Genomic DNA, 25,452 nt, shown 5'->3' with positions numbered 1-25,452 from the left:
CATTCCTCATTGCTGATAACGATCCAGCACGTCCTGCAACGTCAACACACCTTCGAGCACGCCACGCATCGCACGATTGGAAACAGGCAGCAGAGGCCAGTTCTTGAAGTAAGGCAACGCATGCGCCAGCGGCTGATCCGGAAACAACATGGGAGTCCTGCGCGCAGCGACGCTCTGTTCCAGCGTTCTATCACCATTGTCCTGCGCCTGCTGCAATAACGCCTGCATCTCTGTCTGCCGCGCCGCGTACCATCCATCATTACAACGAATCAGCACAACAGAAGCAGCGGCAATCTCCTCGCCCAATTCCTGCAACATCTCACCGCCATTCAGAACCAGCACATCGGCAGGCCGCAGGGCATCCTCCACACGCAGTTCCGAATCTTCACGCTCCTCTTCCAGCGACGGCAGATACAAACCATCCTGGTGCGTAAACACTTCCAGAATCGGCACCGGCTGCAGCGAACGCGAAATGATGTACGCAATCGTGTTCGACACAATGACAGGCAACACAATCGTGTAGTTGCCGCTCATCTCCATGATCATGAACACGCTGGTCAACGGCGCACGGATGAACGCCGCAAAAAAGACCCCCATACCCACCAGCGCATATGACCCCACCGATCCTGTCAGCGACGGAAAGAAGTGATGCTCAAACGTTCCCACTGCGGAACCCAGCATCGCGCCAATAAACAATGCTGGCGCAAACAACCCACCAGGCGCACCGGATGAAAATGAGAACGTAGTCGTCAGCAGCTTTATCCCTGCCAACAACAGCAGAAAGCCAACCGTATACTCCGCATGCATCGCGGCATCCATTGTGCCGTACCCAACACCCAGCACTTGCGGCACACCAAAGTACGCGATCGCGCCCACCAACAGCCCCGCAAGCGCAGGTGCAAAAATCTGCCGATTCGCAGGCAGATTACGTAAACGAGGGCGCATATAAGCAAGCGCACGTGTCAGAGCAAGTGATGCAAATCCGCCGATCACACCCAACACGGCATATGCCATCAACTCGCGCGGATCGCGCAGATTCACATTGGGAACGCGGAACATCGCCTGCGATCCCCAGAACCATCGCGCCACCACCACCGCGGACACAGCCGACAATACGATGGACCCAAGAATCGCCGCGGTCCACTGCCCGATCACTTCTTCAATCACAAACAGCACAGCAGTAATGGGCGCGTTGAACGCTGCAGCCAGACCTGCTGCCGCACCCACCGGTCCAAACAATCGCATCCGTTCGCGCGACAACCCCACATAGCGCCCGATGCGCGAAGCCACACCCGCTCCCAGGTGCAGCGAAGGGTCCTCCGGCCCCAGCGATTGTCCCGATCCAATCGACAACGCGGCCAGCAGAAATTTACCGATCATCGTCTTCGTAGAGATGTAGCCGTTGTGAATATAGAGAGCAGCTTTCGTCTGATTTACACCAGAACCGCGCACGTCTGGAAAAACATAACGCGTCATCAGCCCCAGCACCACACCCACCACCGCGGGCACAATCAACAGCCGCAACTGGTGCGGTGCCGGCGCCGATCCCTGCAGCAACACTGTCAGCCATTCGATGGCCATGCGGAATGAAACTACCAGCAGACCAGAAATCACTCCGATGAAAATACTCAACAGAAGAAACAGTCGGTCTTCACGCTTCGGAGCATGTTCCACCTGCTGTTCTGCCGCGTCCTCCATCACCTGCGAAACCACTGCCGTTTCATGTGTGCTCATGGCTGCCCTCCGAACTGTTTCGCTGGATGGTCCGCCAGGTAGAGCAGCAACGCATCATCGCCCGCAGGCGCTCCGCATATAGCGGCTGCGGTCCGTTCCGTGTTGAAGATCGCCGTTCGATACTGATCCTGCACATCATCGTCGTGCCGTAGCGCTGCACGATTCTTCGCTGTATCCAAAGCCTTCCACTGCACTTGCAACTGCAGCATGTCAGCTTGCCCTGCATGTCGCTCAAGACATCCATTCACCCGCGTCACCGCAATCTGCGCCGCCTCCAACAGATGCTCTGCGCGCAGCGGCGAAGCAACATCATGCGAAAGCATCAACGCCTGCAGCCGTTCCGCATTCTGCTGCATAGTGCTCATGCGCAGCTTCTGCTCCGCCGTCCAGGATGGTTTACGCAAGGCCTGCGTCAACTCCTCCGCAGAACATTGATAGTCACCCTGCGCATAGCAAAGCTCGCCCAGCTTCGCCTGCGCAGTCGCCGCAAACACCTTATCCTCACTCGCATTGCGATAGGCAGTCGCGGCCTCTTTCGGAGCACCTGCCGCCTCCAGCGCTTCACCGATCCGAAGCTGCGAAGATGCATCGGGATTATTCCCCGCCGCAATCAACAGCTCCGCACGCGCCGCTTTGCTTTGTCCCAGCTCCACCAGGTAGCTCGACAGCTCCAGCCGAATATCCCGTCGCCGAGCAGGGCCATCCCCACTCCAGGTGCCGAAAATAGCAGCCCGATAATACTCAATTGCGTTAAATGACTTTCCCTGCTGCCGCGCCAGCCGAGCCAACTCCAGGTTGATGCCGCCGTCACCCGGCTGCATCTGCCACAAGTTCACAAAATAATTTTCCGCCTCATCCACACGTCCGCTCGCAGCCAGAGCATGCGCCAGGGCAAGCTGATTCTCGCGAACATCCGAACGAAACCCCAGCGAAGTACGTAGAGCCGTCACGGCCTGATCCGGTTTTCCCGCTGCCAGCGCCTGCTGCCCGCGCTCGGCCCATCGCACCGCAAGCTCTTCTCGATGCGCTTCAAAGCTCCGAAACAGCAGCGTCGTCACGCCGCTCATGAGCAGTGCGACCAGAGTCAACGTTAAGAACTTAAGGCCATCTCGCAGCATCAGGCGTCGTCGTGCAGTCTGCACCTGCGACGGTAAAGGAGCCACTGCGGCATCGCGACTACGTGCATCCATTAAACCTAATGGTAGCGCGCACGCAGCCGCGGTTGTTCCGGCACACCATGTCAAAACGTGCAGACACGACAGGCTATGAACCTCAAGCCTAAGAAGCAGCTGTCTTTATTAGATAACCGGCGACAAGTGCCATTACCCCGCGGTAGCTCTGGCAAACCATCTTCTGAATCCAGACTCCTGGTTGGGATCGGGCCTGGCTTCCGTGTATCGCATTGTGAAATACATGCTGCAATGCGTTGTATCAAGTCGCCTGAGAGTTCTTCAATGGAAGAGGCATCGTTTGGCTAATGTTGACAGAGAAATTGCGCAATTTCACACAAGAAAAGTTGGATCGCAGCGCTCATTCAAAATGAAACGTACAGGCGATGGGTGTTTCGCGGCTCGCCTATTGTGAGGCCGTCCTCCTATAGTGCCTGTTTGGTGAGGAGCACGAACTTTGATGTGGCGGCGGATGAATGAGGCGTGATCGTTCGTCACACTGCATGAAAGCAAGTTCCACCCTTCAGGAGATGTATGTACCGTCCCATTGCAGCGCTTGTCAGTCTAGGAAGTTTTGCTCTGGTGTTGTGCGGGCATGTTTCGTGTCAGACGCCAGCGGATGCAAGCGCGCAGCATGGTGGAATCGCGATTCCCTATGAGTCGAAGCAGGATGGTTTGTTAACGATTGTTCTGGAAGATGATAAGGGCAATCGCATCAAGAACCTTGCTCCGGACATTCCCGTACATACGGGGCATAACGATATTGCATGGGACGGAAGTTCACTGGATGGCGTGGCTCATCCGGGACGCTACCATGTGCGAGGTTTGCTGCATCAGCGGATTGTGCCGCATCTACAGTACTCCATTTACTCGCCGGGGACGCCGCCCTGGCCGAAGGCGGATGGCACGGGCGCGTGGCTCGCAGACCATACCGCACCGGCATCCGCGCTGTTTCTGCCGGAAGGAAGTGTGTGGCCCACACACTCAACATCGCCGCAGATTTTGTTAGGTGCGCAAGCTGCAGAAGCCGGGCACGCGCTGATGTGGACCGATCTTGATGGACGCAAACTGGATGGCATCAAGATACGCGGATGGAACGGTGGCATTGCTCTTGCGCGTGACGACGGACGTGAGAGAAATCCAGATCACATTGCCTACACGGTGTATGTCGTTAATCCAAGCCGGGATTTTGGCAAGACAGACCCGGGTGGCTTGCAGGTATTCATACTGACAAAGACCGGTCTGACTCCGCTGGAGAAAATTGTTGGCGGAATACAGATGCACGATGCATTCCGCCAGCTTGTAGGGCTTGGCGTGCAGAATGGCCTTCTGCTGCTTGCCAATCCTGCAGCCAATGAAATTGTCGCGTTCGATGTGAGGCATGGCGCACAACCATCATTTGCGAAGATAGCCATGCCACGATTGGGGTCGTTGGCGTTTGAGCCGGATGGTCATCTGCTGGTGGGCACCGATGGTGGCATCACACGATTCGCAGTGCAGAACGATTGGCATACGCTTCGCCTGACGGATCCACAGAAAGTGATTCCTGCATCGCTGCTCGAATCACCGAAGCAGATCATTGAGAAAGATCATGAAATCTATGTAACCGACTGGGGACGCAGCCATCAGGTGAAAGTGTTCTCCGCTGCTACGGGCAAACTGGCGCGCGTTATTGGACGCCCCGGCGGCCCTCAGATTGGCCCTTATGATGAGCAGCGCATGGCGCATCCTCTGGGTATGACGATTGACTCCAACGGCGTGCTGTGGGTTGCAGAAGAAGATTATCTTCCGAAGCGCATCAGCCGTTGGGATGCCAGGACAGGGCGCTTTCTCAACGCATGGTATGGGCCAACGCAATATGGCGGCGGAGGTTTTGCTGATCCGCATGATCTCTATCGCGCCTACTATCCCTCGATCGGCAATCCGGGCAGCATGGGCCTGCTTGAATTTCGTATTGATCCTGCCACTGGCAACGAACGACTTACAGCTGTGCGCTATCGCTTTCCTGATCCACTGAACGACAGCATTAGTTACAGCGGCTATCAGCCCAAACCTATCTTCTTTCCCAACGACATGATTCCCGTGGGTTCACACGGTGGCATTACTCCCGCGCAAAACTTCTATTACAAGGGCCATCAGTACTTCACCGATTCGTACAACACCTACTGGTATAACCAGACCACCGTCACTACACTCTGGATTCTTGAAAACGGTGTCTGCCGTCCCATTGCCAGTGCAGGTTGGGTGGGACCAGTTGGCAATCCGCATCATTGGGCCACACTCGATCAACCAGCTATCCGAAACAGGATGCCATCAGGTGATCCCAGCCAGACGTTCTTCGTGTGGGCTGATCGCAACGACGATCATGCTGTGCAAGCCGATGAAGTCGAATTCTTCCGACCCTCTGCGCACGGTGGCGCTGGTGTTGTCTTTCAGCCGGACCTCTCCATCATCAGCGGCGGCCCTTATCATTTGCCAACGGCATCGGTCGATGCAGCGGGTGTACCCTCGTTTAATCTTTCGAAGCTTGCGCTCCTCTCGAAGACGCCTGCGAACGGTGATGTGGCACTGAGTCCTGATGGTTGGTTTGTCGCGGATATGAGCGGCTATAAAGATGGTCAGTCGCGCTGGCGCATACCAACACGTCCCTCGTCTCTTCCACCTGCAGGTGCTGGCGATATTCAAGATCCCAAACGTATGTTGGGCTATCCCGTTCGCCCCGCTGCAGGGCAGGCAGGATATCTGGTGGCACGCTACTCCTACATGGGTGAGATATACATCTACACCGTGGATGGCTTTCTTGTAGCCACGCTCGGCGGCGATACACGCAGTTCACCCTTCTGGCCTTATCCCAAGCAGACTCGCAACATGGAAGTGACTGGTCTCAGCTTCGACGCCGAACACTTCTGGCCCTTCATGTTTGGCGAGGACGATGGCAACGTTTACCTCGCTGTTGGGAAGTGGCATACATCCATTGTTCGTCTTGATGGACTTGCATCTATCCAACGCGTGGATCTTGGTTATCTCACAGTGAGTCAGAAGGAGATTGTTGACGCTGCGCCCTTGCGTGAAGAATCTGTCCGGCACGAAAAACTGAAGGCTGAAGTAGAGGTTCACCATGTTGGCGCATCGATGAAAGCCTCTGCTGAAAGCTGGCCTGCGAAAGATTGGGCAACGATCGACAAAAATGCGTCCTTCCAACTTGGCACCGATAGCAAAAACCTGATCGTTGCGTATCGCACCAGCTACCCTGATCTGCTGCGCAACTCCGCAACAGAGTTTCCATTCGCCTTTACGCAGGGTGGTGGACTCGATCTGATGGTGCGTGCTTCCGGCGCCAGTGATGATCGTCATGCCACAATCGGTGATGCGCGCCTCTTCGTGACGCGTCGCAACGACAAGCTGCTGGCAGTTCTTTATCATCAGAAGGCAAGTGCACCGGGTCATCGCGTTAGCTTTGCTTCACCTGTAAGTGAAGTTGTCTTCGATGATGTGGAGGATGTCAGTGATCGCGTTACGGTTACTGCTGACGGCGGCTTCTACCAGGTCTCCGTGCCATTGTCTGTTCTTGGGCTTGAGGCGTCTTCTGGCAAGCAGTATCGCGGCGATGTAGGCTTTGTCCTCAGCGATGGCACGCGCGCACAGGCTCGTGTCTATTGGCACAATAAGGTGGATGCCATGACTGCTGATATTCCCAGCGAGGCGAATCTCAACCCCGGCCAATGGGGCCTGTTTCGATTTTGATGATTGATCCAATTCCCAATACAGGCATACGCTGCCTCGCCGCTACCGGAGACCTCTGTGGCGAAGGTTGCGTGTGGCATCCACAACAGAACGCTGTTTTCTGGACCGATATCAATCGCGGTTTACTCCATCGACTGGAGATCGAAAACGGCAATGTAGAAACCTGGCGTTTCGATCAGCCGGTCACTGCTGTCGTTCTCACCAACCGCACTGAGCTTCTCGTTCTCATTCTCGGTGGCAGGATCGTTCTTTGGAATACTCGTACGCATCGAGAGACAGACACTCTTTTCCGCCTGCCTGAATGGCCCGCTCTCCGTTGCAACGATGCACGTGTCGATCCTGCCGGTGTGCTTTGGTTCGGCACCATGCAGAACAATGTGCGAAGCGACGGCACAACCCTGGATATTACGGAATGGTCGGGCGCGCTTTATTCGCTCGCAGCCAGTGGCGAAGTAAAGCAGTGGCACTCCGGCTTTGGCATCAGCAATACACTCGCATGGTCACCGAATGGCGAGACGATGTACTTCGCCGATACGCTTGCGAATACGATCTACCGTGGCCACTTCGACCCTATACACAGCATCCTTGAAGGCCGCGAAATCTTCTTTCGCGGTTTCGAACGTGGACTTCCTGATGGTTCCACGATAGATGCTGAAGGATATCTGTGGAACTGTCGCTATGGCGGATCATGCATTGTCCGCATAGCTCCTGATGGAACTGTTGCGCGGATCATCGATACACCAGCCACCAATCCCACCACATGCACTTTTACTTCAGGCGACAAGGAAACACTGATTTTCACCACAGCGGGTAATGCGATGTCACAAGGCAAACCTGCAGAGTCCCTCTTCGCGTTTGAAAGCGGCGTGCGAGGTTTGCCCGTCACGCCATTTGCTCTATAGACGCACGGCAAGCTGCGCCAGCAACCCACCGTCTGCGCGATAAGACGCTCCGGTAATAAACGAAGCCTTCTCGCTCAGCAGAAACGTAATCAGATTTGCAATCTCATCCGCACGGGCTACGCGCCCCAGAGGATGATCCTCTCCCCACTGCTGCAACGTCTGTTCCAACCCATCGGCTCCGCTAAAGCGTTCTGCTGAGGAGCGAACCATTGGTGTGTCGACTGTCCCTGGCAATACTGCATTGACTCGGATGTTGTCCTTCGCATGATCAACGGCCATCGCACGAGTAAGGGCTTCCAAAGTGCCTTTGCTGGCAGCGTAGGCCGCGACACCTTCCTGGCATGCCAGCGCCTGTACAGAGGAAACCAGAACAATTGCGCCACCGTTGCGCATGACAGGAATTGCCGAATGGCACGCCAAAAAAGCCCCGCGTGCATTGATCGCCTGCACCAGGTCATACTCGTCCACCGCTGTACTGACGACCGATCCGTAGTGCTGAATACCTGTGCTGTACACCAACCAGTCAAGCGGCTTTGTTTCCGTTGCACGCCGCACAGCCTCACTCACCTGTGTTTCATCGCACACATCGCATGGGATATACAGTGCTGCACTGTTTTCCGATGGTGTGCTCACATCTGCAATGACAACCTGCGCTCCGAGATCCATCAGGGCCTTGGCCGTGGCCCACCCGATGCCCGAAGCTCCACCGAAGATCAGTGCGTTTCTATTCAGTAAATCCATCTCTTCTCAGCCTTCCGTCATCCATCGTTCTGCCATCATGAAGGCCCCGCGCAGCTCTGCCAAACCACGCAAACGTCCCACTGCGGGATATCCTGGAGCTGCTCCACGCTCTCGATCATTCAACAGTTCCTGCCCATGATCCGCACGGTACGGCAGGCTACGATTGTCTCCGCGTGCGCTTCTCCGGTGCTTTTCTCGAACCACTTCGAGGATGATGCTGATCAGATCGGCGTCACCTTCAAGGTGTGCCGCTTCGAAAAATGATTCGACCTCCGAATCGGTTCGCTGTTCTCTCTCCGTAGACCGCAGATGGAGAAACCCGATGCGCGGTGCGAACTCCGCGACCATCTCTCGCAACTTGTTGTCGGCTCGCACACCAAGTGCACCTGTGCAGAACGTCAGCGAGTTTGCGTCTCCCACATATTGCTCAAGAATCCAGCGCAGGTCATCGGTGGTGCTTACGATTCTGGGAAGACCCAGCAACGGCCGAGGCGGATCATCTGGATGGATGCACAACCGCACGCCGCATTCTTCCGCTACCGGAGCAACGGTTCGCAAGAACTCTCCCAACGAGGAACGAAGCGCATCGGCACTAATCCCTTCATAACTACGCAGCATTTCAGCAGTCTCTTTGAGAGTCAGCTTTGTATGTCCCCCCGGTAAGCCATCGAGAATTGTTGAGCGCAGTGAATCTATCTGTGCGGGGGAAAGAGCCTTGAAATAGCGGAGAGCCTCCCGGCTCTGATCCTCGCCCCACTCTGCTTCGGCGTTGAGGCGCTTCAGCATGTACATATCAAAAGCGGCAAATGCCAGCGTATCGAACCGCGTTGTGTAGCCTCCGCCCGGCGCAGGCTCATGCAGATGTGTTCTTGTCCAACTGAACAACGGCATCCAGTTGTAAGCAATGGTCCGGATACCGCAATCCGCAAGATGGCGAATGGATTGGATGAAGTTCTCCACGTCCTGTTGCCAGCCGGGTGCGCGCATTTTGATGCGTTCTGTCACTCCCAGACTTTCGACAACGGTCCACTCCAGGCCAGCCGATCGAATGACCTCCTGCCGCTTCTGAATTGTTTGGATCGGCCACATTTCGCCTGTCGGGATTTCGTGCAGAGCGTTCACAATGCCCGTCGCTCCGGCTTCGCGTGCGTCTCGCAATGTGACACGATCCCCTGGACCGAACCAACGCCATGTCTGCTCCAGTACCATCCTCGCCCTTTCTGACAGAGCGGCTTCCGTTCCACAACCGGCCAGCGCATACTTTGCCTACTACACTTGCTTTGCGATAAGTTTCGAGTGCTGAGTTTCAACAGGTCGAAGGAAGTCCCTCCACCAGCCTCAAGATGCTACGGCGCATAACGTGTCACAGAAAATAGAAGTTCGATTGCGAGAGAATCGTTTTACATTGTGAAACATGCTTCTCGCCACCGAAATGTTCATCTGCCGCGGAGGTCCCTCATGAAATCGTCGACGAAGTCTGTACGAAGTGAAGCCAAACCAAAGCGCGGATACACGATTCAGGCTGTCGTACGGGCCGTTTCTATCCTCAACGCGTTTCAATCCACATCGGAGGTGCTGGATCTGCGCGTAGTGGCCTCGCGGGTTGGGCTGCATAAAGCAACAACCTTCCGATTGCTGGAAACGCTGGTGGAAACACATCTTCTGGAAAGAGCCGGGAAGCAGGGTTACCGCTGCTGTGTGCAGTTTGCACGCAACAAGCGATACCGCATTGGTTATGGCTCTCAGACCAGCCTGCTGCCCTTTACCGGAGCAGTAAGTGATGGCCTGGTTGTCGCAGCCAACAATGCAAACATTGATCTGCTGGTGCTGAACAACGCTCTTAGCCCTCGTACCGCATTGCAGAATGCGGATACTTTCGTGTCGGAAAAGGTCGACCTCGTCATTGACTCGCAGATCAATGTCGGTATCGCAGCCCAGATTGCAGTGAAATTTGCCGCCGCTCGCATTCCATTTATCGCCATCGACATTCCGCATCCCGGCGCTATTTACTTTGGAGCAGACAACTATAAGGCGGGCCGCATGGCAGGCCGTCATCTGGCGCGATGGGCCGCAAAAAACTGGAAGAGCGGTCCAGAGCAAATCATTCTTCTCGGCGTCGATGCCGCGGGCCCTCTGCTGAATGCGCGACTCTCTGGCGTGCTCGACGGTATACACGAAGTGAGCCCCACTGCGCATCGCATTCCAACACATCATTACGACACTAAGGGTGGTCAATTCGAAGCTACCCTCGACGTTGTTCGCCGCCACATTCGCCGCCGTGCGCCAGAGCGTGCTCTTATCGGTGCGGTGAATGATTCTGCTGCGCTGGCAGCGTTACAGGCCTTTCGAGAGGCCGGGATCGAACGCTGCTGCGCCATTGCGGGGCAAGATGGAAGTCTCGCCGCGCGCGAGGAGATGCGGAGACGTTCAAGCCGTCTCATCTGTTCGGTCGCGTACTTTCCGGAAACCTATGGGGAAAGACTTATCCGGCTGGCGCTGGATGTGCTCAAACACAAACCCGTGGCCCCTGCCGTTTTTGTGCAACATGAACTACTTACGCCGCAGAGTGTCGACAAAATTTATCCCAACGATACATGGATGAAATCGTCTCCCGAGTCGATCTAAGTGCGGTGTAGCTCCTAACTACAGCACCTGACTCATCTCGCATTGTGCAACGCATGTCGAGACATCTTTGCACCTACATATAGCGAGCGACCTTTCCGCGAATAGTCATACTGGCATTGAAAATACCGTCTCCATAAGCCTTTTCTTGGCCCATGCAACGACGGGCGGTCATTTCACAATGCGATACGGAACCGAGAGTCTGCTTTAGCGAAGCGACATCGTTGACATGCTTTTCTGCGAAGAACTACAAAGCTGCTCGATTCCGACAACGCAGAAATGTACGTGTATGCGCGTTCGTCGTCATACGTGAATTTCCCGGGAGGCCTGATTCAAATGAGTCGACACGATAAGAGAGAAGAACGAGATTTTATGAGAAGGTTACGCATCGGCTCTGCAGCAAATGTAGCGCTATCTTTTCCCTTACCCCGTCACAGCACAGCCATTGCGCTGTTGGCATTCGCGGTCAGTGCGTCTGCCCAGACTGGACAGGGTGCCATCGGTGGTTCAGTAACCGACAACCTGGGGGCTCTCATCCCAGGGGCAAAAGTGGATGTTGTCAGCCAGTCAACTGGCGTGAAACAGACAACGACCACGAACGGCAACGGTCTGTTTCGAATTCAGTCATTAAATCCGGGAATATATACCGTCACCGTTGAGAAAGACGGTTTCCAGCGTGTATCGGAACAGTCCGTCAATGTATCAGCCGTTGGAACCACGCCGCTTGATATTAAGCTGGCCATTGGCACAACGACCGACGTCGTCACGGTAACATCGGATTCCGACCTGCTCAGCAAATCGGAATCGAATGTAACTACTACCGTGGATCACGCCATTGTTGAGAATCTTCCCTACCCAGAACGCAGCTCACTCGAAGCTGCACTGCTGGTGCCCGGTGTCGTTGGCGATCCCCTTCAACCGGGCGGCATCTCGACCGAAAATCCCGGCGCTTATACAAGTTATGTCACTCCAGGCGCTGGCATTGTTGTGGGCGGAGCGCCTCCGGGCACCAGTTCCATCGTGGTGGATGGTTCCGATGTAACACAGCCCAGCCTTGCACGCACGGGTGTCAATCTCTCTGGTCGCATGGTGCAGGAGACAACCGTGATTACCACCGGGCTTTCCGCCAAATATGGCAGAACAGGCGGTGGAGTCATTGTTCAGAGCAGTGCGGCAGGCACAAACCAGTATCATGGCGCAATCACCTATAACCATACTGATCCCTACTTCAACGCCTTCCCTGACGGTAATACAGCTCCAAGCGCGCTACACCAGAATTACTATGGCTTCTACGTCGGCGGCCCTGTATACATTCCCAAAATCTATCCGTTCAAGAACAAGACCTTCTTCTATGTCGGCGTTGAACCTGCCCGCATGAAGAACTCTTTCGGGTTCCGCGGCATCTTCCCTACACCCGATGAACTGGCGGGCCACCTCAACAATTCGCTCACGCTGCTTAACCAAAGCGTCCTAAAGAGTTCTGGTTATGCGGCAGCGCTTGCAGCCCCGCGCATTGGCGCCATCAATTACCAATCCACCATCAACGCGAATGGTTTCCCCAATGGCCCCTATGACGCGTCTCAGATAAGGGCCATTCCGAACAACGATGTATCCGCGCAACTGGCACAGAATTCTTTTGCCAAGTTTGTACTGTCACAGTTTCCGACGCCGTCCAATCCTGGCCCCTATATTAAGTTTGATAACCCCCAAGCCACTTCTCAGAATGACGGCACCAATGCGACTTACAAGCGCGGCGTAATCAACACGGACAATCGCTACTCCATCCGAATCGATCAGCACTTCAACAACGACCAGTTTTTTGTCCGCTATACAGTAATCCCGGTCGGCGCTCAACGCTTCTTTGCCGTCGATGCAAGTAATCCACTGACGATCGTGCCGACTGATGCTGCCTCTACGCACGATGTTGCGATCGGCTATACACACACACTTACCAGCAATCTGATCAACAGCTTTCACTACTCCTTCATGCGCGTCAATCAGCAGAGGCTCGCGCCTCCCAGCACACGCAGCAAAGACTATGCCGGATCTTATGGACTTACACCAGCCTCTTTCGGTTACGGTTTTCCGAGCCTCGGTAACCTGAATGCAAATGGTGTTGGTTACACCATGCAGATGGGTCTTTCCAACGCTGCAATTCAAGTTGATCAGAACTTCATTGCAGGTGACGACATCACCTGGGTACATGGGCTCCATCAGTTCCAGATGGGTGGAGAGGTTCGCTGGCTCCAGTCCAATCAGTACGATCTTGGTGGTGCTACCGGCGGTCGTTATTCTTTCGCAGCCGGACAGACAAACAATGGTTCCACCGGTGGCGCGCCACTTGCCACTTTTATCCTGGGCACGATTTCTTCTTTTTCAAACACACCCGTTGAAATCCCCGGCTACTATCGCTGGCGTTACTACGCGGGTTACTTTCAGGATGACTGGCGCATACTGCCGAACCTCACCATCAACGCGGGCCTTCGCTATGAAATCGAAACACCAAGGATGGAGAAGTTCAACAACCAGGCCTACGTCCGGCTCAATATGCCAGGCACTTTGAATAACCTTACGACCTCGACAGCGCTCTGCTTTTCCGGTGCGTGCGGTAATCCCAAGACGCTGTGGCCCACGAACTATGCAGGCTTCGAACCACGTATTGGCTTCGCTTATGCACCCACGCCAAAGACCACGGTTCGCGCCGCCTATACGTTGCAGCGCCTCCCACTGACTGGCTATGAGAACGTTCCCGATCCCAACTTCAATGTTGCCTCGCAGGCAGTGGGCGGCCAGACTGGTGGCACGATAGCGAACTCGACCGTGAACTACATTACAAATCCTGTTGGCCCTCTTACCTCCGCGTATACGGCGCTCAATGGAAACCGTGGACCCATTCTGTACACAACGGGTTTGACACCTGTTTACGTCAACCAAACAAATAAGGTTCCCTATACACAGATGTGGTCGCTCACGCTGCAGTATCAACCCTTCACGCGTACCGTTCTGCAGGCAACCTATAACGGCTCTAAAGGCACGCATCTAGCGGGTGCATTCGGTGGTGGTGGTTATTCCAACGCGCTGAATGTTCCTTCTCTGGGGACGATCACCAATGCAATCCAGACACATCAGAACCTGGGCGCTTCTGCCCCCAACCCGTGGGGTATTACTCAGAACGGCGCATTGGTTTCCGAAACTGGACTACAGTTACTCAACCCGTATCAGAACTTCTTCAGCCAATCGATCAATGAACTCTTTCCGCGCGGCGGAACGATGGAGTACAACGGCCTATACCTGTCAGTGAACCAGCGCCTGGGTCACGGACTTTCTGTACTTGCCAACTACACATGGTCGAAGACGCTGGATAACATCCCCGACACTAACACCGGCGCTAATGGCGGTGGCTTCGGCTATGTTCTTCCACAGAATCCGTATAACCCTTCTGCTGAATGGTCTGTGGCCAGCTTCGATCAGGCAAGCCGACTCAAGATTGGCTATACCTACGATCTGCCGATTGGCACAGGACAAAGCCTTGACCTGCATAACCGTTTCCTCAACAACATCATTGGGAATATCTCCACTGCTGGAATTGCAACCTATGCGGATGGTCTGCCTAACGCCATTGCTCTCGGTACCGTAGGTAACTTCGTATCTGTGACACCAGGAGGAACCAACGGATGCAATCCAAGCGGCGCTAACAAGTTCTGCACTGCAACTGCATTGCCTACCGGATACAACCTTCGCCCTAACATCATCCCCGGCGTTCCGCTGCTCAACAAGAACTGGAAGAAGAACGCTCTCAATTCGGGCTTTGTTCCTTACCTCAACCCCGCCGCCTTTGGTTGCACAGTGAACGGAGCAGGCATCGCAACAAGCTGCCAGGCTCCCGGCTCATTAAATGCACCTGCGCTTGGCAACGCACCACGTACACTCGCCGGTGCACGTTCTCCGCGCGAAGCACTGTTCGATATGCGCTTCAGCAAAGGGTTCCGACTTGGTGCGCGCTATAACCTGCGGATCAACAGCACCTTTATCAACGCGTTCAACCATCCCGTGTATTTCGGCGTGAATCGCTCACTGTTGAGCTCAACAGTGGCGTCTAACGTCGCGGGTACTCTGACGCATACTGCAGCGGCAAACTTTGGACAGTTCAATCAATCCCAAACCGCAGGCATGTCACGCGTCATCCTGGTAGGTGGCGAGTTCACCTTCTAACAACGAAACAAACGAAGATATGTTTCTGGCCAGCGATCCCGCAGAAAAGCGGATCGCTGGCCAAAGCATTTTAGGGAGATGACGGAGCGTGAAGAGAATGTTGGAGGTTGCGATGTGGGAAACGTACGCCGCTTGTTTTGCTGTTGCCGAAGTGGAAGCACCGTCTTCCGCCTACAACGATTCCACTCTGGTCCGAGACGGTTCCGCTATCAAAAGGATCGACGGATGCAGACCTACCTTCCGTGGATGTCTATCTACCCGTCAAGGACCCTACACAGACCGGTATCCTCGTCATTCCTGGCGGAGCTTAGGGATGTCTGGAGAACAAAACGAAAGGCGCAACATCCTGAGGATGCTGCGCCTTTCAGATCTCGCTCCATGATCAAGCCATAAGAGGATCGGTCTTGGTTGGTGCGCCCGTTTCCACACGTCCTGCGAACTGTGCAAAGGAGCTATCGCCCACACGTTGAATGGTCAAGTCATACCACTGATAACTGTTTGTAAGTGGGATGGTAACTACCTGCGTTGCGCCCGCCACAACTGACTTCTGTATGGGAGCTGCTCCGTAGCTATTGTCCTTAATTGTGAATTGCTGTGGAGTTGAACCCGCGTTGTGGAGGTGCAGTTCCAGCGCACCTGTTGGATTTCCATTGCGCGTCTGCAGCTTCGCCGTGACCTGAGGTGTTGCAGAGTGCGGATTACCCGTAAAGCGACGATAGAATCCATTTGCTGCCAGCACTTCAATTTCATACTGGCCATCGCGAAAATCATCGAGCGCAAAGGACGGCTTCAACGTATCGCCTGCCTTCACGGTATACGTTGCCGCGCGCATACCCGGCTTCGCGATGAGATTGCGAAGATACACATTGAAGGGAGCACCGGCTGCGCGGTCTTGAAAAACCTCTCTTGCCGCAGTCAATTGCAGTTCGAAGTGTTTGCCATCGGCAGACAAGACACCATGCGAATAGAGCTCGTACGGAAGCGCGCAGGATGGCCGTATTCCAGACTCCTGATGCGATGTTGCAGCGGCTTTGCTTGGACGTGCGTTGATGGCGCTAATCTCTTCTGCTGACAGTTCCTTGAATCCCGTAGGAAGTCCCTTATTGCGCGCGTTGACAATCAATTCAATAAATTGGTCGCGCTGCAAAAAATTCAATGCTGCGTCATCTTCCCGATGAGGCCGGAAGCAGGAAGTGAGATCACCCGCAACCGCACGACGCCAGTCGCTGATGTTGTCTTCGCGCACATTCTTGCCAAACTTAGTCTGAATGAATTTCTCCAGGAACTGCAACGTTGACGTGTGATCGCAAAGTTGCGAGTTCACCCAACCGCCACGGGTCCATGGCGAAGCAATGATCGTCGGAATGCGGAAGCCCATACCGATGGGGCCGCTGCGCGCTTCATGGCTGGGAACACCCTGCGCTATCTCATCAGCCCTATAGGTGTATTCCAGCGCAACATCAATCCCTGCCGATGCTGCACCTGTCTCTGGCCGTTTCGGATCAGGTGCGACGTAAGACGGCGAATGATCGAAGTAACCATCGTTTTCGTCGTACGTGAGGATGAAGATAGTCTTCTTCCACACCTCAGGATTCCTGGTAAGGATGTCCATGATCTCAGACACCCACCACGCGCCGTACCACGGCGATGAAGGATGATCAGAGAAATGTTCCGGCCCTGCCAGCCAAGATACAGTGGGTAACTTCCCTGCTTCTACATCGGTACGGAACTGGTGCAGAATATCGCCCTTGGGAACATTGATGGTTTCTTCGTGGCCATCACTGTTGAAGCGAAGCGGCTCCAGTGAACGATAGTTCGGATCTTTGCTATTGGTTACAAATGCAGCATCATGCAGGGAGCGTTCTTTTGCGGAAAGCTGCTTATAGCGCGCATCGCCCGCACTGGCTACCGCCTTCTGCAGATGGGCAACATGTTCCTGCGCCAGGTCAAGTTGCACATGCAGCTCGTCACCCATCTCAGGGTTAGACAATTCTGAAAGCTGCTCCTCCAAACGTGATACCTGCTTTTGTGCTGCCTCTAACTGCGCCTTCAGCAGTTCTGGCGCATAGCGGTATGCATGCACGTTATATGCGGCAAAGCACTCCAACACGTTGCATCCATAGTTGGAAAGCCAGGAACGCTCTTCCGCAGTGAGACCACTCGTCATGGAAAGATCGTTCTGGTAGAAGCGCCATGAGATGCCCGCCTCAGTCAGCCGTTCCGGATAGGTCTTCCATCCCAATGGATCGCGAAAGAGTTCATCGTTGCGCATGTATACACGCGAATCCGCGGACTTCTTATCGCGGATGGTGCCCGTCCAGAACATGGAGCGATTTGGCGTGGTGGAACTCATCACAGCGCAGTAGCTCTGATCGCACACCGTGAACGCATCAGCCAATGCGTAATAGAACGGCAGGTCCTCACGCGTGTAATGTCCCATGGTGATGGGCATATGCTGATAATCCTTGTTGCCGGACTTCTTCGCATCGAGCCAATTGTCATAATGGCCGTCGTTCCATGCATCCACTTGCGAGTTGCGTGAATGCGGAATGGATCCCATCCACGTGATGCGCGTATCGCGCAGATCCAACCGCCACGGCGCAAACGATTTCCCCGTAGCCTTCGATGTCTGTACGAAAACAGAGTTGCCATCCGGCTGGCGGATCGCGCGAGGATCGTTGAATCCACGCACGCCCTGCAGGCTGCCCAATGCATGGTCGAAGGAACGATTTTCCTGCATCAGAATGACGATGTGTTCCGCATCAGCGAAGGTGCTGCCAGGCGCCGGTTCAATGGCAAAAGCGCGCTGAATAGAGTCAGGAACAAAACCAGAGATACCGGTGGCCCCGGAAAGCATGGCGGCAAATTTCAGAAAATCACGGCGCGATGTAGACATGAGAAGTATTAAATCAAAGCGGCAATTTCATTGTCGTGAACTTTAGCAACGTCATCTTACCCCGTGACGCAAAAGCCAATAGAAAAGGCCGGAGCAAAATACTCCGGCCCTCTCATAACCGCTGTTTCCTTAATTACGACGATCGCGTCCACCGCTGCCGAAAAGCTGCAACAGGATCAGGAAGATGTTAATGGCATCCAGATAAATACCCACAGCAAGCTGCGTCGCAGTCATCCCATCGCCACCGGCACGGATGCGTGCAAAATCGGCCACGGTCAGCGCTGTAAAGATGGCCAGCGCCATCCACGAGTAAGTCGTCGGCGACAGGAAATGGAAGAACATGCTGGCCACGCCGACCAGGATCAGCACCAGCAGCCCTGCACCGGCAATGCCGCTGAGCCTGCGGTAATCAATGCTGAATAGATAGGAAACACACGCCAGCGCTGTCATACCCAGGCCCGTGGTCATGGCCGCCTGGAAAACAACGTAAGTTCCAATCATGCGTACGTAGGCGTGGATGATGGGCGCAATCTCCCAGCCCATAAAGAACGCCAGCGCAAGAAACAGTCCCAAAGCCAATACGGGGCTCTGTCGCTTCACGCCGTTGATGGCGAAAACCAGAGCAAGCACCGCGATGAGACCAGGCAGCATGCTCCATGAGGGCGCAGTCGCCACGCCAATGGCAGTAATGAAAAATCCAAGCGCAGTGATACCCAGCACCTTCGCCAGCAGCGGTGCAGTACCTTCGCGCGGAACGTCGATTACGGTGGGATAACCGTTGGTGCGATTCACGTACATCGTATGAACTCTCTCCGGAGCGGCGTCAGGTCACTCGCCGCGCCATACCTTTACAGATTAGACGCATAAGCGCTGGCGAAGCTTCGAAACGGTCAGGAACGCCGTCCGGGCTGGTGCTTTGCCTCTTCCACCGCCTCCGCCGAAAGAGGATTTTCCGGCCACTTATGCCGTGGATAACGCCTCATAAGTTCGCGACGCACTTCAGGATACAGCCGCTGCCAGAATCCGCGGAGATCAGCCGTCGTCTGCACCGCGCGCTGATTTGGCCCCAGCAGATGCATTACCACCGGTGTCCGTTCCGGGCCAACACGCGGCCCATCTTCCATGCCAAAGAAGTCCTGCATTCGCGACGCAATCCACGGCGGTTTGCCCGTTTCGTAATGCACCTTCACCTGCCGTCCGGCCTTCAGCTTCAGCGTTGCAGGAGCCAGTTCACGGAGCCGTTGCGATTCCAGTTTTGCCTCGAGTGTCGGCAATAAACTCTCTGCAACACGTCGCAGCTCTTCAAACGAAAAACGGCTCAGCCCTATGCAAAGCTCCTCCAGTTCCTGCTGCACATCCGGCACGGGAAGCCCTGCAAATACAGCACGCGCCCGCAGATTCTCCATTGCCTCCGCATCCAGAAAACGGCCAACACCCGCAGCCACAGCCTGCTCTGCCAATAGCTTTGAGGCATGTTCCGCATCTGGACCTGCATCGCGCCACTCTTGCAGCAACAGCCCCTCGTAGCGCAATGACGTGACCGCTTCCACACGCTCTGCGTTGCGATTCCACGTGAGCGTCTCTTCTTCTTTCACACGTTCCGGAAACAGGTCGATCAACCAGTCTGGCTCGATACGCGACGCCATGCGCACCAGTGGCAACGGACGATCGCTACGGTCTTCTGCATCCATCACCACGGCAAACTCGTAAGGCAAAGCGTCACCCTGCACTTCCGCAGAGCCACCGCCGCTCAACAGCATCTCTTTACCGTTGCGCCTTCTCGCAACACGGTCGGGAAAACCCTGCAGCACAGAAAGCAGCAGCGGTTCATCTACTGCACCATGCCTTGCCCCTGCGGCAACGCCGGCAATCCGACGAAGCTGCTGCTCCGTCTGCCGTACCTTTGGATCGGGTTGCGCAACCTGTGCGTCCATTGCAGCGAGCAGATCATTGCGCTCAACTTTCCCACCCACGCTTAGCAACGCCGCAGCCGTTGCAGCTTCTGCTGCCACGCCCCGTTCCTGTGCCGCCACCATCATGCGCGCCAGCCGCACCGGCAGTGGGTATCGTGCAAGCTGACGCGCCATCTCATCCTCTGCTCCAAGCCGATCCAGCAATGTCTCTGCCTGCGACAACGCATCCGCGTCCGGTGGTGTAAGCCACGCAACATCTTTCGCGCACAAAGCTGGCTTCATGGCGCGCAATGCAAGTGCAAGCTCTGACAGATCGCTGCGTAGAATCTCCGGCACATCATGGTCTGCGCGCGGCGAGAAATCCATCTCGGAATACAAACGCAATACCTGCCCAGGAGCGGTTCTGCCAGCGCGCCCCGCACGCTGTTTCGCACTTGCCTTACTGATGCGCTTGATCTCCAGCGTGGGCAAGCCCGTCCACGGTGAATGCGATGCAATGCGCGCCAGCCCACTATCAATCACCGCGGTAACCCCTTCCACCGTGACGGAACTCTCCGCAACATTCGTGGAGAGAATCAGCTTCTGCTGCGTCGATGGCCCAACCGCACGATCCTGTTCCGCGGGAGAAAGATCACCATGCAAAGACAACATCAACAAGCCATGACTTTGCGTAACGTTTTCGCATTCACGCATAGCACGACGAATCTCCGCAGCGCCGGGTAAGAACACCAACATGTGACCACGATGTCCTTCGCGCATCAATCGCTGCACTGCCATGCGCACCTGCACATGAAGAGGCTCTGCAGCCTGTGGCGTGTATGCAATCGTCAACGGAAACACACGCCCCGGCGCATCCATCACCGGGCATCCACCAAGAAACTCCGCAATGGGCGCGGCATCCAGTGTGGCCGATATCACCAGTATCTTCAGGTCAGGCCGCGATGTCTGCTGCACTCGACGCATCAGCGCCAGTGCAAGATCACCATCCAGATGCCGTTCATGAAACTCATCCAGCACCACTGCCCCCACACCGCGCAATGTAGGATCGGCAATCAAGCGGCGGAGGAAAATGCCTTCCGTCAAAAAGCGAAGCCGCGTCTTTGCACTGACCTTCTCATCGAAGCGCACCTGATAGCCAACGGTGGCTCCCACCTCTTCGCCCATCTCCTGAGCAACACGCCGCGCTGCCATGCGCGCAGGAAGACGGCGTGGCTCCAGCACAATCACATCGCCCTGCACCACATCCAGCAATGCTGGTGGAACACGTGTTGTCTTGCCTGCACCAGGTTCTGCCTGCAATACCAACGCGTGTGACGAATGCATTACCGCAACAATCTCCGGTAACAGATCGTCGACAGGCAGATGCAGTTTGCGAGACGACAGCGCAGCGCACATTGCTAACTACGCTTGCCCTTCTTCTTTCGGCTTGCTGCAATCAGGTCTTTGTTCTTGCGTCGCCGAGGCTTCACACCATCAATCGTCGCAAACTTCGCAAAGGGAGATTCATTCGACAATTGCGGCTTAGCAGTACGCGACTTACCAGTACGCGACTTAGCGCCCTTCGCAGGACGCAGCCCCTCTGTTCTCGCAGTCGGCTGCTTCTCTTTACGCTCTATTGTCTTGCCTGTCCGCTTGCTGACAAATGGGCGCGTGCCTTCCGCTGCAACTTCTTCATGCGGGATAATCGCAAACTGCAGCCTGCGATTGCCGCGATCAATACGATCAAGCAGGACACGCACCTGCATCCCAGGACGGATCGTCTTACCGCTTTTCGATCCGCGTATTTCGCGAGCATTTTCGCGATATGTGTAGTGGTCGTCTGTAAGGGAATGAATCGGCACAAGACCTTCCACATACAGATCGTGCAATTCCACATACGCTCCGTATTTTGTTACGGAGAGCACCATCGCGGCAAAGTCTTCCCCCACGCGGTCACTCATGAACGCGATCTTCTTCCACTCGATCAGTTCACGTTCCGCATCGGCAGCACGACGCTCCGTCTCGCTGCACTCCTGCGCAATGGCCGCAATCTCTTCGCGCGGATACAGCTCGTCATAACCTTCTGCATGAATTAATTCGTGAGAGTGAGTCGCTGCGAATCGTTGCGCTGAGGACGATGCCGTCTCCTCTGGGCCTCCGAATGGCGAAGCGCCTTCCGCAAGCAGCGTCTTCACCACACGATGCACAATCAAGTCAGGATAGCGGCGAATCGGCGAAGTAAAGTGCGTATACGCAGGCGCAGCAAGCGCGAAGTGCCCCTCATTCTTCTCGGAATACTTCGCCTGCTTCAACGAACGCAGCATCAGATAACTGAGAATGCGCTCTTCCGGCCTGCCCTGTATCTTTGCGGCCAGGCGCTGATACATCTGCGGCTCCACTTCAATATGCGCAGACACTTCATGCTGATGCGGTCTGCGGCCATCGCGGCCTCGTTCACTCTGACGACGCTGATCACGACGATCCGCCTTCATCGTCAACGTCTTCACAGGCAACGCACCAACACCAAGCGATACACCGAATGCCGCCGCCGCATCTTCAAACTCCACAATGCGCTTCGGATCTGGCATCTCATGAATGCGATACATTGCCGGCACACCGCTTGCTTCCATCCACCGCGCCACGCATTCATTGGCGCACAACATGAACTCTTCAATAATGCGGTTGGACCACGCGCGCTCTGCCTTATGCACACCTCGCATCGCGCCGTTTTCGTCGAAATCAATCACCGGCTCCGGCAGATCAAAATCAATCGAACCGCGCTTCACTCGCTTGCCATTCAACTTCTGCGCAAGCTCCAGCATGAGTTCAAACTGCGGCACAAACCCCGCATACTCCGCACGCAGTTCTTCATCGCCGTCGAGGATCTTCTGCACCTTCGTATACGTCATGCGGCGCGCAGAACGGATAACGCCTTCGCATACTTCATACCCCAGCACATTGCCTTCGCTATCGATCGTTGCAATGCAGGACAACACCATGCGATCTTCATCGGGCCGTAGCGAACATTCGCCGTTCGACAGCTCCTGCGGCAGCATGGGCACCGCACGGTCCGGGAAGTACACACTGTTGCCACGCAAGCGCGCTTCCAGATCAAGATCCGTGCCATCAAGCACGTACTCCGCAACATCGGCAATGTGAACCTGCAACTCCCATGTGCCGTCGTCACGTTTGCGCACCAGGACTGCATCATCAAAATCTTTCGCAGTCTCCCCATCAATGGTGACGATTGCTTCGCCGCGAAAATCCCTGCGTGCACGTATCTCGTTGTCATCCAGTGAAGCGACATTGCGCAGTGCTGCGTCCTGCGCCTCGGCTAACACATTCGCAGGGAACACATGCGGTAAGTGATGTTTGCGAATGACAATCTCGACATCCACACCAAATGCATCTGGCGACCCCAGCACTTCAATCACGCGCCCACGCGCCGGCGAATACTCCGTGGGATACTGCGTGATCTCCACATCCACCGCAAGCCCGTGCAGGTTCTGCAATGTGCCATCCCACGCATGCTCTTGCGCGCTCGCCTCCGCGCCAAGCGTGCGATGTGGTGTGATAGCCGCGGCCGGAAGGTCGTGGTCATTCTCAATCAGTACCGGTTGAGGCATACGCACATCCAGAGGCGTGACGTAGCTGCCTCGAAGCCGAACGTCGTCACTGCTGTGATCGATCGCACGACCACGCGCACCTGCTGCATGGAATATCCCAACGACCGTAGGGTTGCGACGCGTGAGCACGCGCACAATGCGACCGCTGCGGCGACCGTCACGCGAAGGAGGAGCAGGCAAAACCAGCACCTGGTCACCCTGCATGGCTCCGTTCAACTCATGCGGTGGAATGAACAGATCGCCATCCGATGATGTGCTATCCGTCGGCCGCACAAAACCATAGCCGTCACGATGCAACTGCAGCTTGCCCGCAATCAGATCCTTGCGGCTGCCCTCACGCGCATCCATGCGTTCCCGCACGCGGCGCTTCAGATCATGCGCGAAGCCACGGCGACCACCAGCAATGCGACTATCGTTCTTTGCACGTTCGACATTTGCTTCCGGTAGCGCCCAGTGCTCCTGGTCGATCTTCACCAGGACGCCACGAGCCGTCATGCGCATGAGTTGCTCCAGCAACATGCGGCGTTCGCGGCCGCCGCCCATGCCCAGTTCGCGAACCAGTTGTTTGTAACCCGCGCGACCGCCAGCGCGTTGAATGCGCCGCAGAATCTCGCGATCCGTGTGCTGATAAGGGTGACCCGGCATCTGCCTGAAGCATACTCTGTGCGCCGCCCGATTGCAGAACTGGCCAGGCCATCCTCATGGACATAGCAGTAGTGCGCGCAACAACGGCGGCTTACTTATGGGCGAACTGTTTCGTACCGCCGGTACGCTCGTTCGTCACACGCATGACTCCATCCGCACCGATGGCAATGACCACATTCCTGCCATCGGTACCTGGTGTATTGGCAATGAAGGCCTCCGGCACATTGTGCTCCGGGCCTTCCTGCGGCGTTTTCCCAGGATTTGGCGAGCCTGCGGGTGGCGCCAGATGAAGTTGATACAAGGCCTCCATTCGTGACGATTTACGAATCGTATCAATCACCGATGTACTCGCCCCTTTGTGCGCGCCGTTATCCATAATGGCCACGCGCGGCGCAATGGAATTGATAAATACCGGGCTGCTGCTCCAGTCCACACCATGATGCGAAACGATGAGCAAGTCGACAACGCCAAGTTTGTTCACGGGGCATACCAGCGAATATTCACGATCTGAAGTGAGGTCACCCGCATCCACAATCTTCCGCCCTGCAAAACGAATCATGATGCCAAGCGACTGGCCGTTCTCCTGCGTATCCGTGGCAGGCTGCTGCACATTCGCGCACAGAGGATTCGAGCCCCTGTGGACTGCGGGAGCCTCACGATCATGATCCATCACGACACCCGCACTGCTAATCGCCACCGCGTCAAAGCCCGGAGCAGGCAGCTTATCTCCCGCCTTTACGACGAAGTGTTTGTACTTGCCGGTCGCCAGCAACTGCCGGTAATTCGCAAGAAAAGACGTGTCATTGGGATCGCTCGGAATGCGCTCTCCATGATCCAGAAAGGCGCCAATGGGAAACCGCTCCGCAAGCTGAGGCACACCGCCGATGTGGTCGTCGTGATAGTGCGTCAACAATACCGTGTCGATGCGCGAAAGCCCCATCGCCTTCGCCGCCGCAACAATGCGGTCCGCATCACGCCCATTGTTCTTGTCCCAACCTGTATCCACCAGCAGCGACTGTCCGGAAGGCGTAACAAATAAGGTTGCCTGCCCACCCTCTACGTCAATGGCCGTAATGCGCAACGAATTCTTCTGCGCAAAGGCACCCAGAGTAAGCAAAGCGGACAGACTGAGCGTGGCAAGAGAGGTAAGAATCTTCATGGTCCAACAGCATACCGTGTCGAATGAACAGTAGACAGCACGATTCATTGGCCGCCGAATACGAGTCGCTCGCAAACGCAGAAAGGGACCGCCGAAACGGTCCCTTTCTG

Annotated in this window: 13 protein-coding genes; 4 read left to right on the top strand and 9 right to left on the bottom strand. The window is 55.5% G+C overall.

Annotation, left to right across the window (positions count from 1 at the left end; all coding sequences use genetic code 11):
- Positions 1–6: 6 nt before the first annotated feature.
- A complete protein-coding gene (locus tag AB6729_RS12995) occupies positions 7–1,734 on the bottom strand; it encodes a chloride channel protein (protein ID WP_371082047.1) in 1,728 nt (575 codons plus the stop codon).
- Positions 1,731–2,924, bottom strand: coding sequence for a tetratricopeptide repeat protein (locus AB6729_RS12990; RefSeq protein WP_371082046.1), 1,194 nt, complete (start codon positions 2,922–2,924; stop codon positions 1,731–1,733). The genes AB6729_RS12995 and AB6729_RS12990 overlap by 4 nt, the downstream gene beginning before the upstream one ends.
- Positions 2,925–3,437: 513 nt before the next feature.
- Here AB6729_RS12990 and AB6729_RS12985 point away from each other — a divergent pair.
- Both AB6729_RS12985 and AB6729_RS12980 read left to right on the top strand, forming a co-directional pair.
- On the top strand, positions 3,438–6,647 hold the full coding sequence (locus AB6729_RS12985; RefSeq protein ID WP_371082045.1) for a hypothetical protein: 3,210 nt from the start codon (positions 3,438–3,440) through the stop codon (positions 6,645–6,647).
- On the top strand, positions 6,647–7,549 hold the full coding sequence (locus AB6729_RS12980; protein ID WP_371082044.1) for an SMP-30/gluconolactonase/LRE family protein: 903 nt from the start codon (positions 6,647–6,649) through the stop codon (positions 7,547–7,549). Before AB6729_RS12985 ends, AB6729_RS12980 begins: the two co-directional genes overlap by 1 nt.
- Here the strand turns inward: AB6729_RS12980 and AB6729_RS12975 are convergent.
- The gene (locus tag AB6729_RS12975) at positions 7,544–8,290 is read right to left on the bottom strand and encodes an SDR family NAD(P)-dependent oxidoreductase (RefSeq protein ID WP_371082043.1); all 747 of its coding nucleotides are present in this window, start codon (positions 8,288–8,290) and stop codon (positions 7,544–7,546) included. The genes AB6729_RS12980 and AB6729_RS12975 overlap by 6 nt on opposite strands.
- A gap of 6 nt (positions 8,291–8,296) precedes the next feature.
- Complete coding sequence (gene uxuA / locus AB6729_RS12970) at positions 8,297–9,499, bottom strand: mannonate dehydratase (protein ID WP_371082042.1); 1,203 nt, start codon at positions 9,497–9,499, stop codon at positions 8,297–8,299.
- 249 nt (positions 9,500–9,748) lie between these two features.
- Here uxuA and AB6729_RS12965 point away from each other — a divergent pair, with 249 nt between their 5' ends.
- Positions 9,749–10,915: a substrate-binding domain-containing protein gene (locus AB6729_RS12965; protein ID WP_371082041.1), complete on the top strand. Its 1,167-nt coding sequence runs from the start codon at positions 9,749–9,751 to the stop codon at positions 10,913–10,915.
- 369 nt (positions 10,916–11,284) lie between these two features.
- Positions 11,285–15,124, top strand: a complete 3,840-nt coding sequence (locus AB6729_RS12960; RefSeq protein ID WP_371082040.1) for a carboxypeptidase regulatory-like domain-containing protein — start codon at positions 11,285–11,287, stop codon at positions 15,122–15,124.
- 382 nt (positions 15,125–15,506) lie between these two features.
- Here the strand turns inward: AB6729_RS12960 and AB6729_RS12955 are convergent, their stop codons facing one another.
- The 5 genes from AB6729_RS12955 to AB6729_RS12935 form a co-directional block, all read right to left on the bottom strand.
- Positions 15,507–18,020 (bottom strand): phosphocholine-specific phospholipase C, encoded by a 2,514-nt coding sequence (locus AB6729_RS12955; protein WP_371082039.1) that lies wholly within the window; start codon positions 18,018–18,020, stop codon positions 15,507–15,509.
- A 129-nt stretch (positions 18,021–18,149) separates the two neighbouring features.
- The gene (locus AB6729_RS12950; protein ID WP_371082038.1) at positions 18,150–18,818 is read right to left on the bottom strand and encodes a Bax inhibitor-1 family protein; all 669 of its coding nucleotides are present in this window, start codon (positions 18,816–18,818) and stop codon (positions 18,150–18,152) included.
- A gap of 92 nt (positions 18,819–18,910) precedes the next feature.
- Complete coding sequence (hrpB, locus tag AB6729_RS12945) at positions 18,911–21,328, bottom strand: ATP-dependent helicase HrpB (protein ID WP_371082037.1); 2,418 nt, start codon at positions 21,326–21,328, stop codon at positions 18,911–18,913.
- Positions 21,329–21,330: 2 nt separating this feature from the next.
- Positions 21,331–24,183 (bottom strand): ribonuclease R family protein, encoded by a 2,853-nt coding sequence (locus tag AB6729_RS12940; RefSeq protein WP_371082036.1) that lies wholly within the window; start codon positions 24,181–24,183, stop codon positions 21,331–21,333.
- 91 nt (positions 24,184–24,274) lie between these two features.
- Positions 24,275–25,342, bottom strand: coding sequence for a ComEC/Rec2 family competence protein (locus AB6729_RS12935; RefSeq protein WP_371082035.1), 1,068 nt, complete (start codon positions 25,340–25,342; stop codon positions 24,275–24,277).
- Positions 25,343–25,452 lie beyond the last annotated feature (110 nt).

The organism is Terriglobus sp. RCC_193 (assembly GCF_041355105.1).
Lineage (GTDB): Bacteria > Acidobacteriota > Terriglobia > Terriglobales > Acidobacteriaceae > Terriglobus.
This window is presented reverse-complemented; position numbering and strand designations above follow the sequence as displayed.

Coding starts and splice junctions, on each gene's coding strand:
- AB6729_RS12995 (WP_371082047.1), bottom strand. CDS start 1,734: ATGAGCACACATGAAACGGCAGTGGTTTCGCAGGTGATGGAGGACGCG.
- AB6729_RS12990 (WP_371082046.1), bottom strand. CDS start 2,924: ATGGATGCACGTAGTCGCGATGCCGCAGTGGCTCCTTTACCGTCGCAG.
- AB6729_RS12985 (WP_371082045.1), top strand. CDS start 3,438: ATGTACCGTCCCATTGCAGCGCTTGTCAGTCTAGGAAGTTTTGCTCTG.
- AB6729_RS12980 (WP_371082044.1), top strand. CDS start 6,647: ATGATTGATCCAATTCCCAATACAGGCATACGCTGCCTCGCCGCTACC.
- AB6729_RS12975 (WP_371082043.1), bottom strand. CDS start 8,290: ATGGATTTACTGAATAGAAACGCACTGATCTTCGGTGGAGCTTCGGGC.
- uxuA (WP_371082042.1), bottom strand. CDS start 9,499: ATGGTACTGGAGCAGACATGGCGTTGGTTCGGTCCAGGGGATCGTGTC.
- AB6729_RS12965 (WP_371082041.1), top strand. CDS start 9,749: ATGAAATCGTCGACGAAGTCTGTACGAAGTGAAGCCAAACCAAAGCGC.
- AB6729_RS12960 (WP_371082040.1), top strand. CDS start 11,285: ATGAGAAGGTTACGCATCGGCTCTGCAGCAAATGTAGCGCTATCTTTT.
- AB6729_RS12955 (WP_371082039.1), bottom strand. CDS start 18,020: ATGTCTACATCGCGCCGTGATTTTCTGAAATTTGCCGCCATGCTTTCC.
- AB6729_RS12950 (WP_371082038.1), bottom strand. CDS start 18,818: ATGTACGTGAATCGCACCAACGGTTATCCCACCGTAATCGACGTTCCG.
- hrpB (WP_371082037.1), bottom strand. CDS start 21,328: ATGTGCGCTGCGCTGTCGTCTCGCAAACTGCATCTGCCTGTCGACGAT.
- AB6729_RS12940 (WP_371082036.1), bottom strand. CDS start 24,183: ATGCCGGGTCACCCTTATCAGCACACGGATCGCGAGATTCTGCGGCGC.
- AB6729_RS12935 (WP_371082035.1), bottom strand. CDS start 25,342: ATGAAGATTCTTACCTCTCTTGCCACGCTCAGTCTGTCCGCTTTGCTT.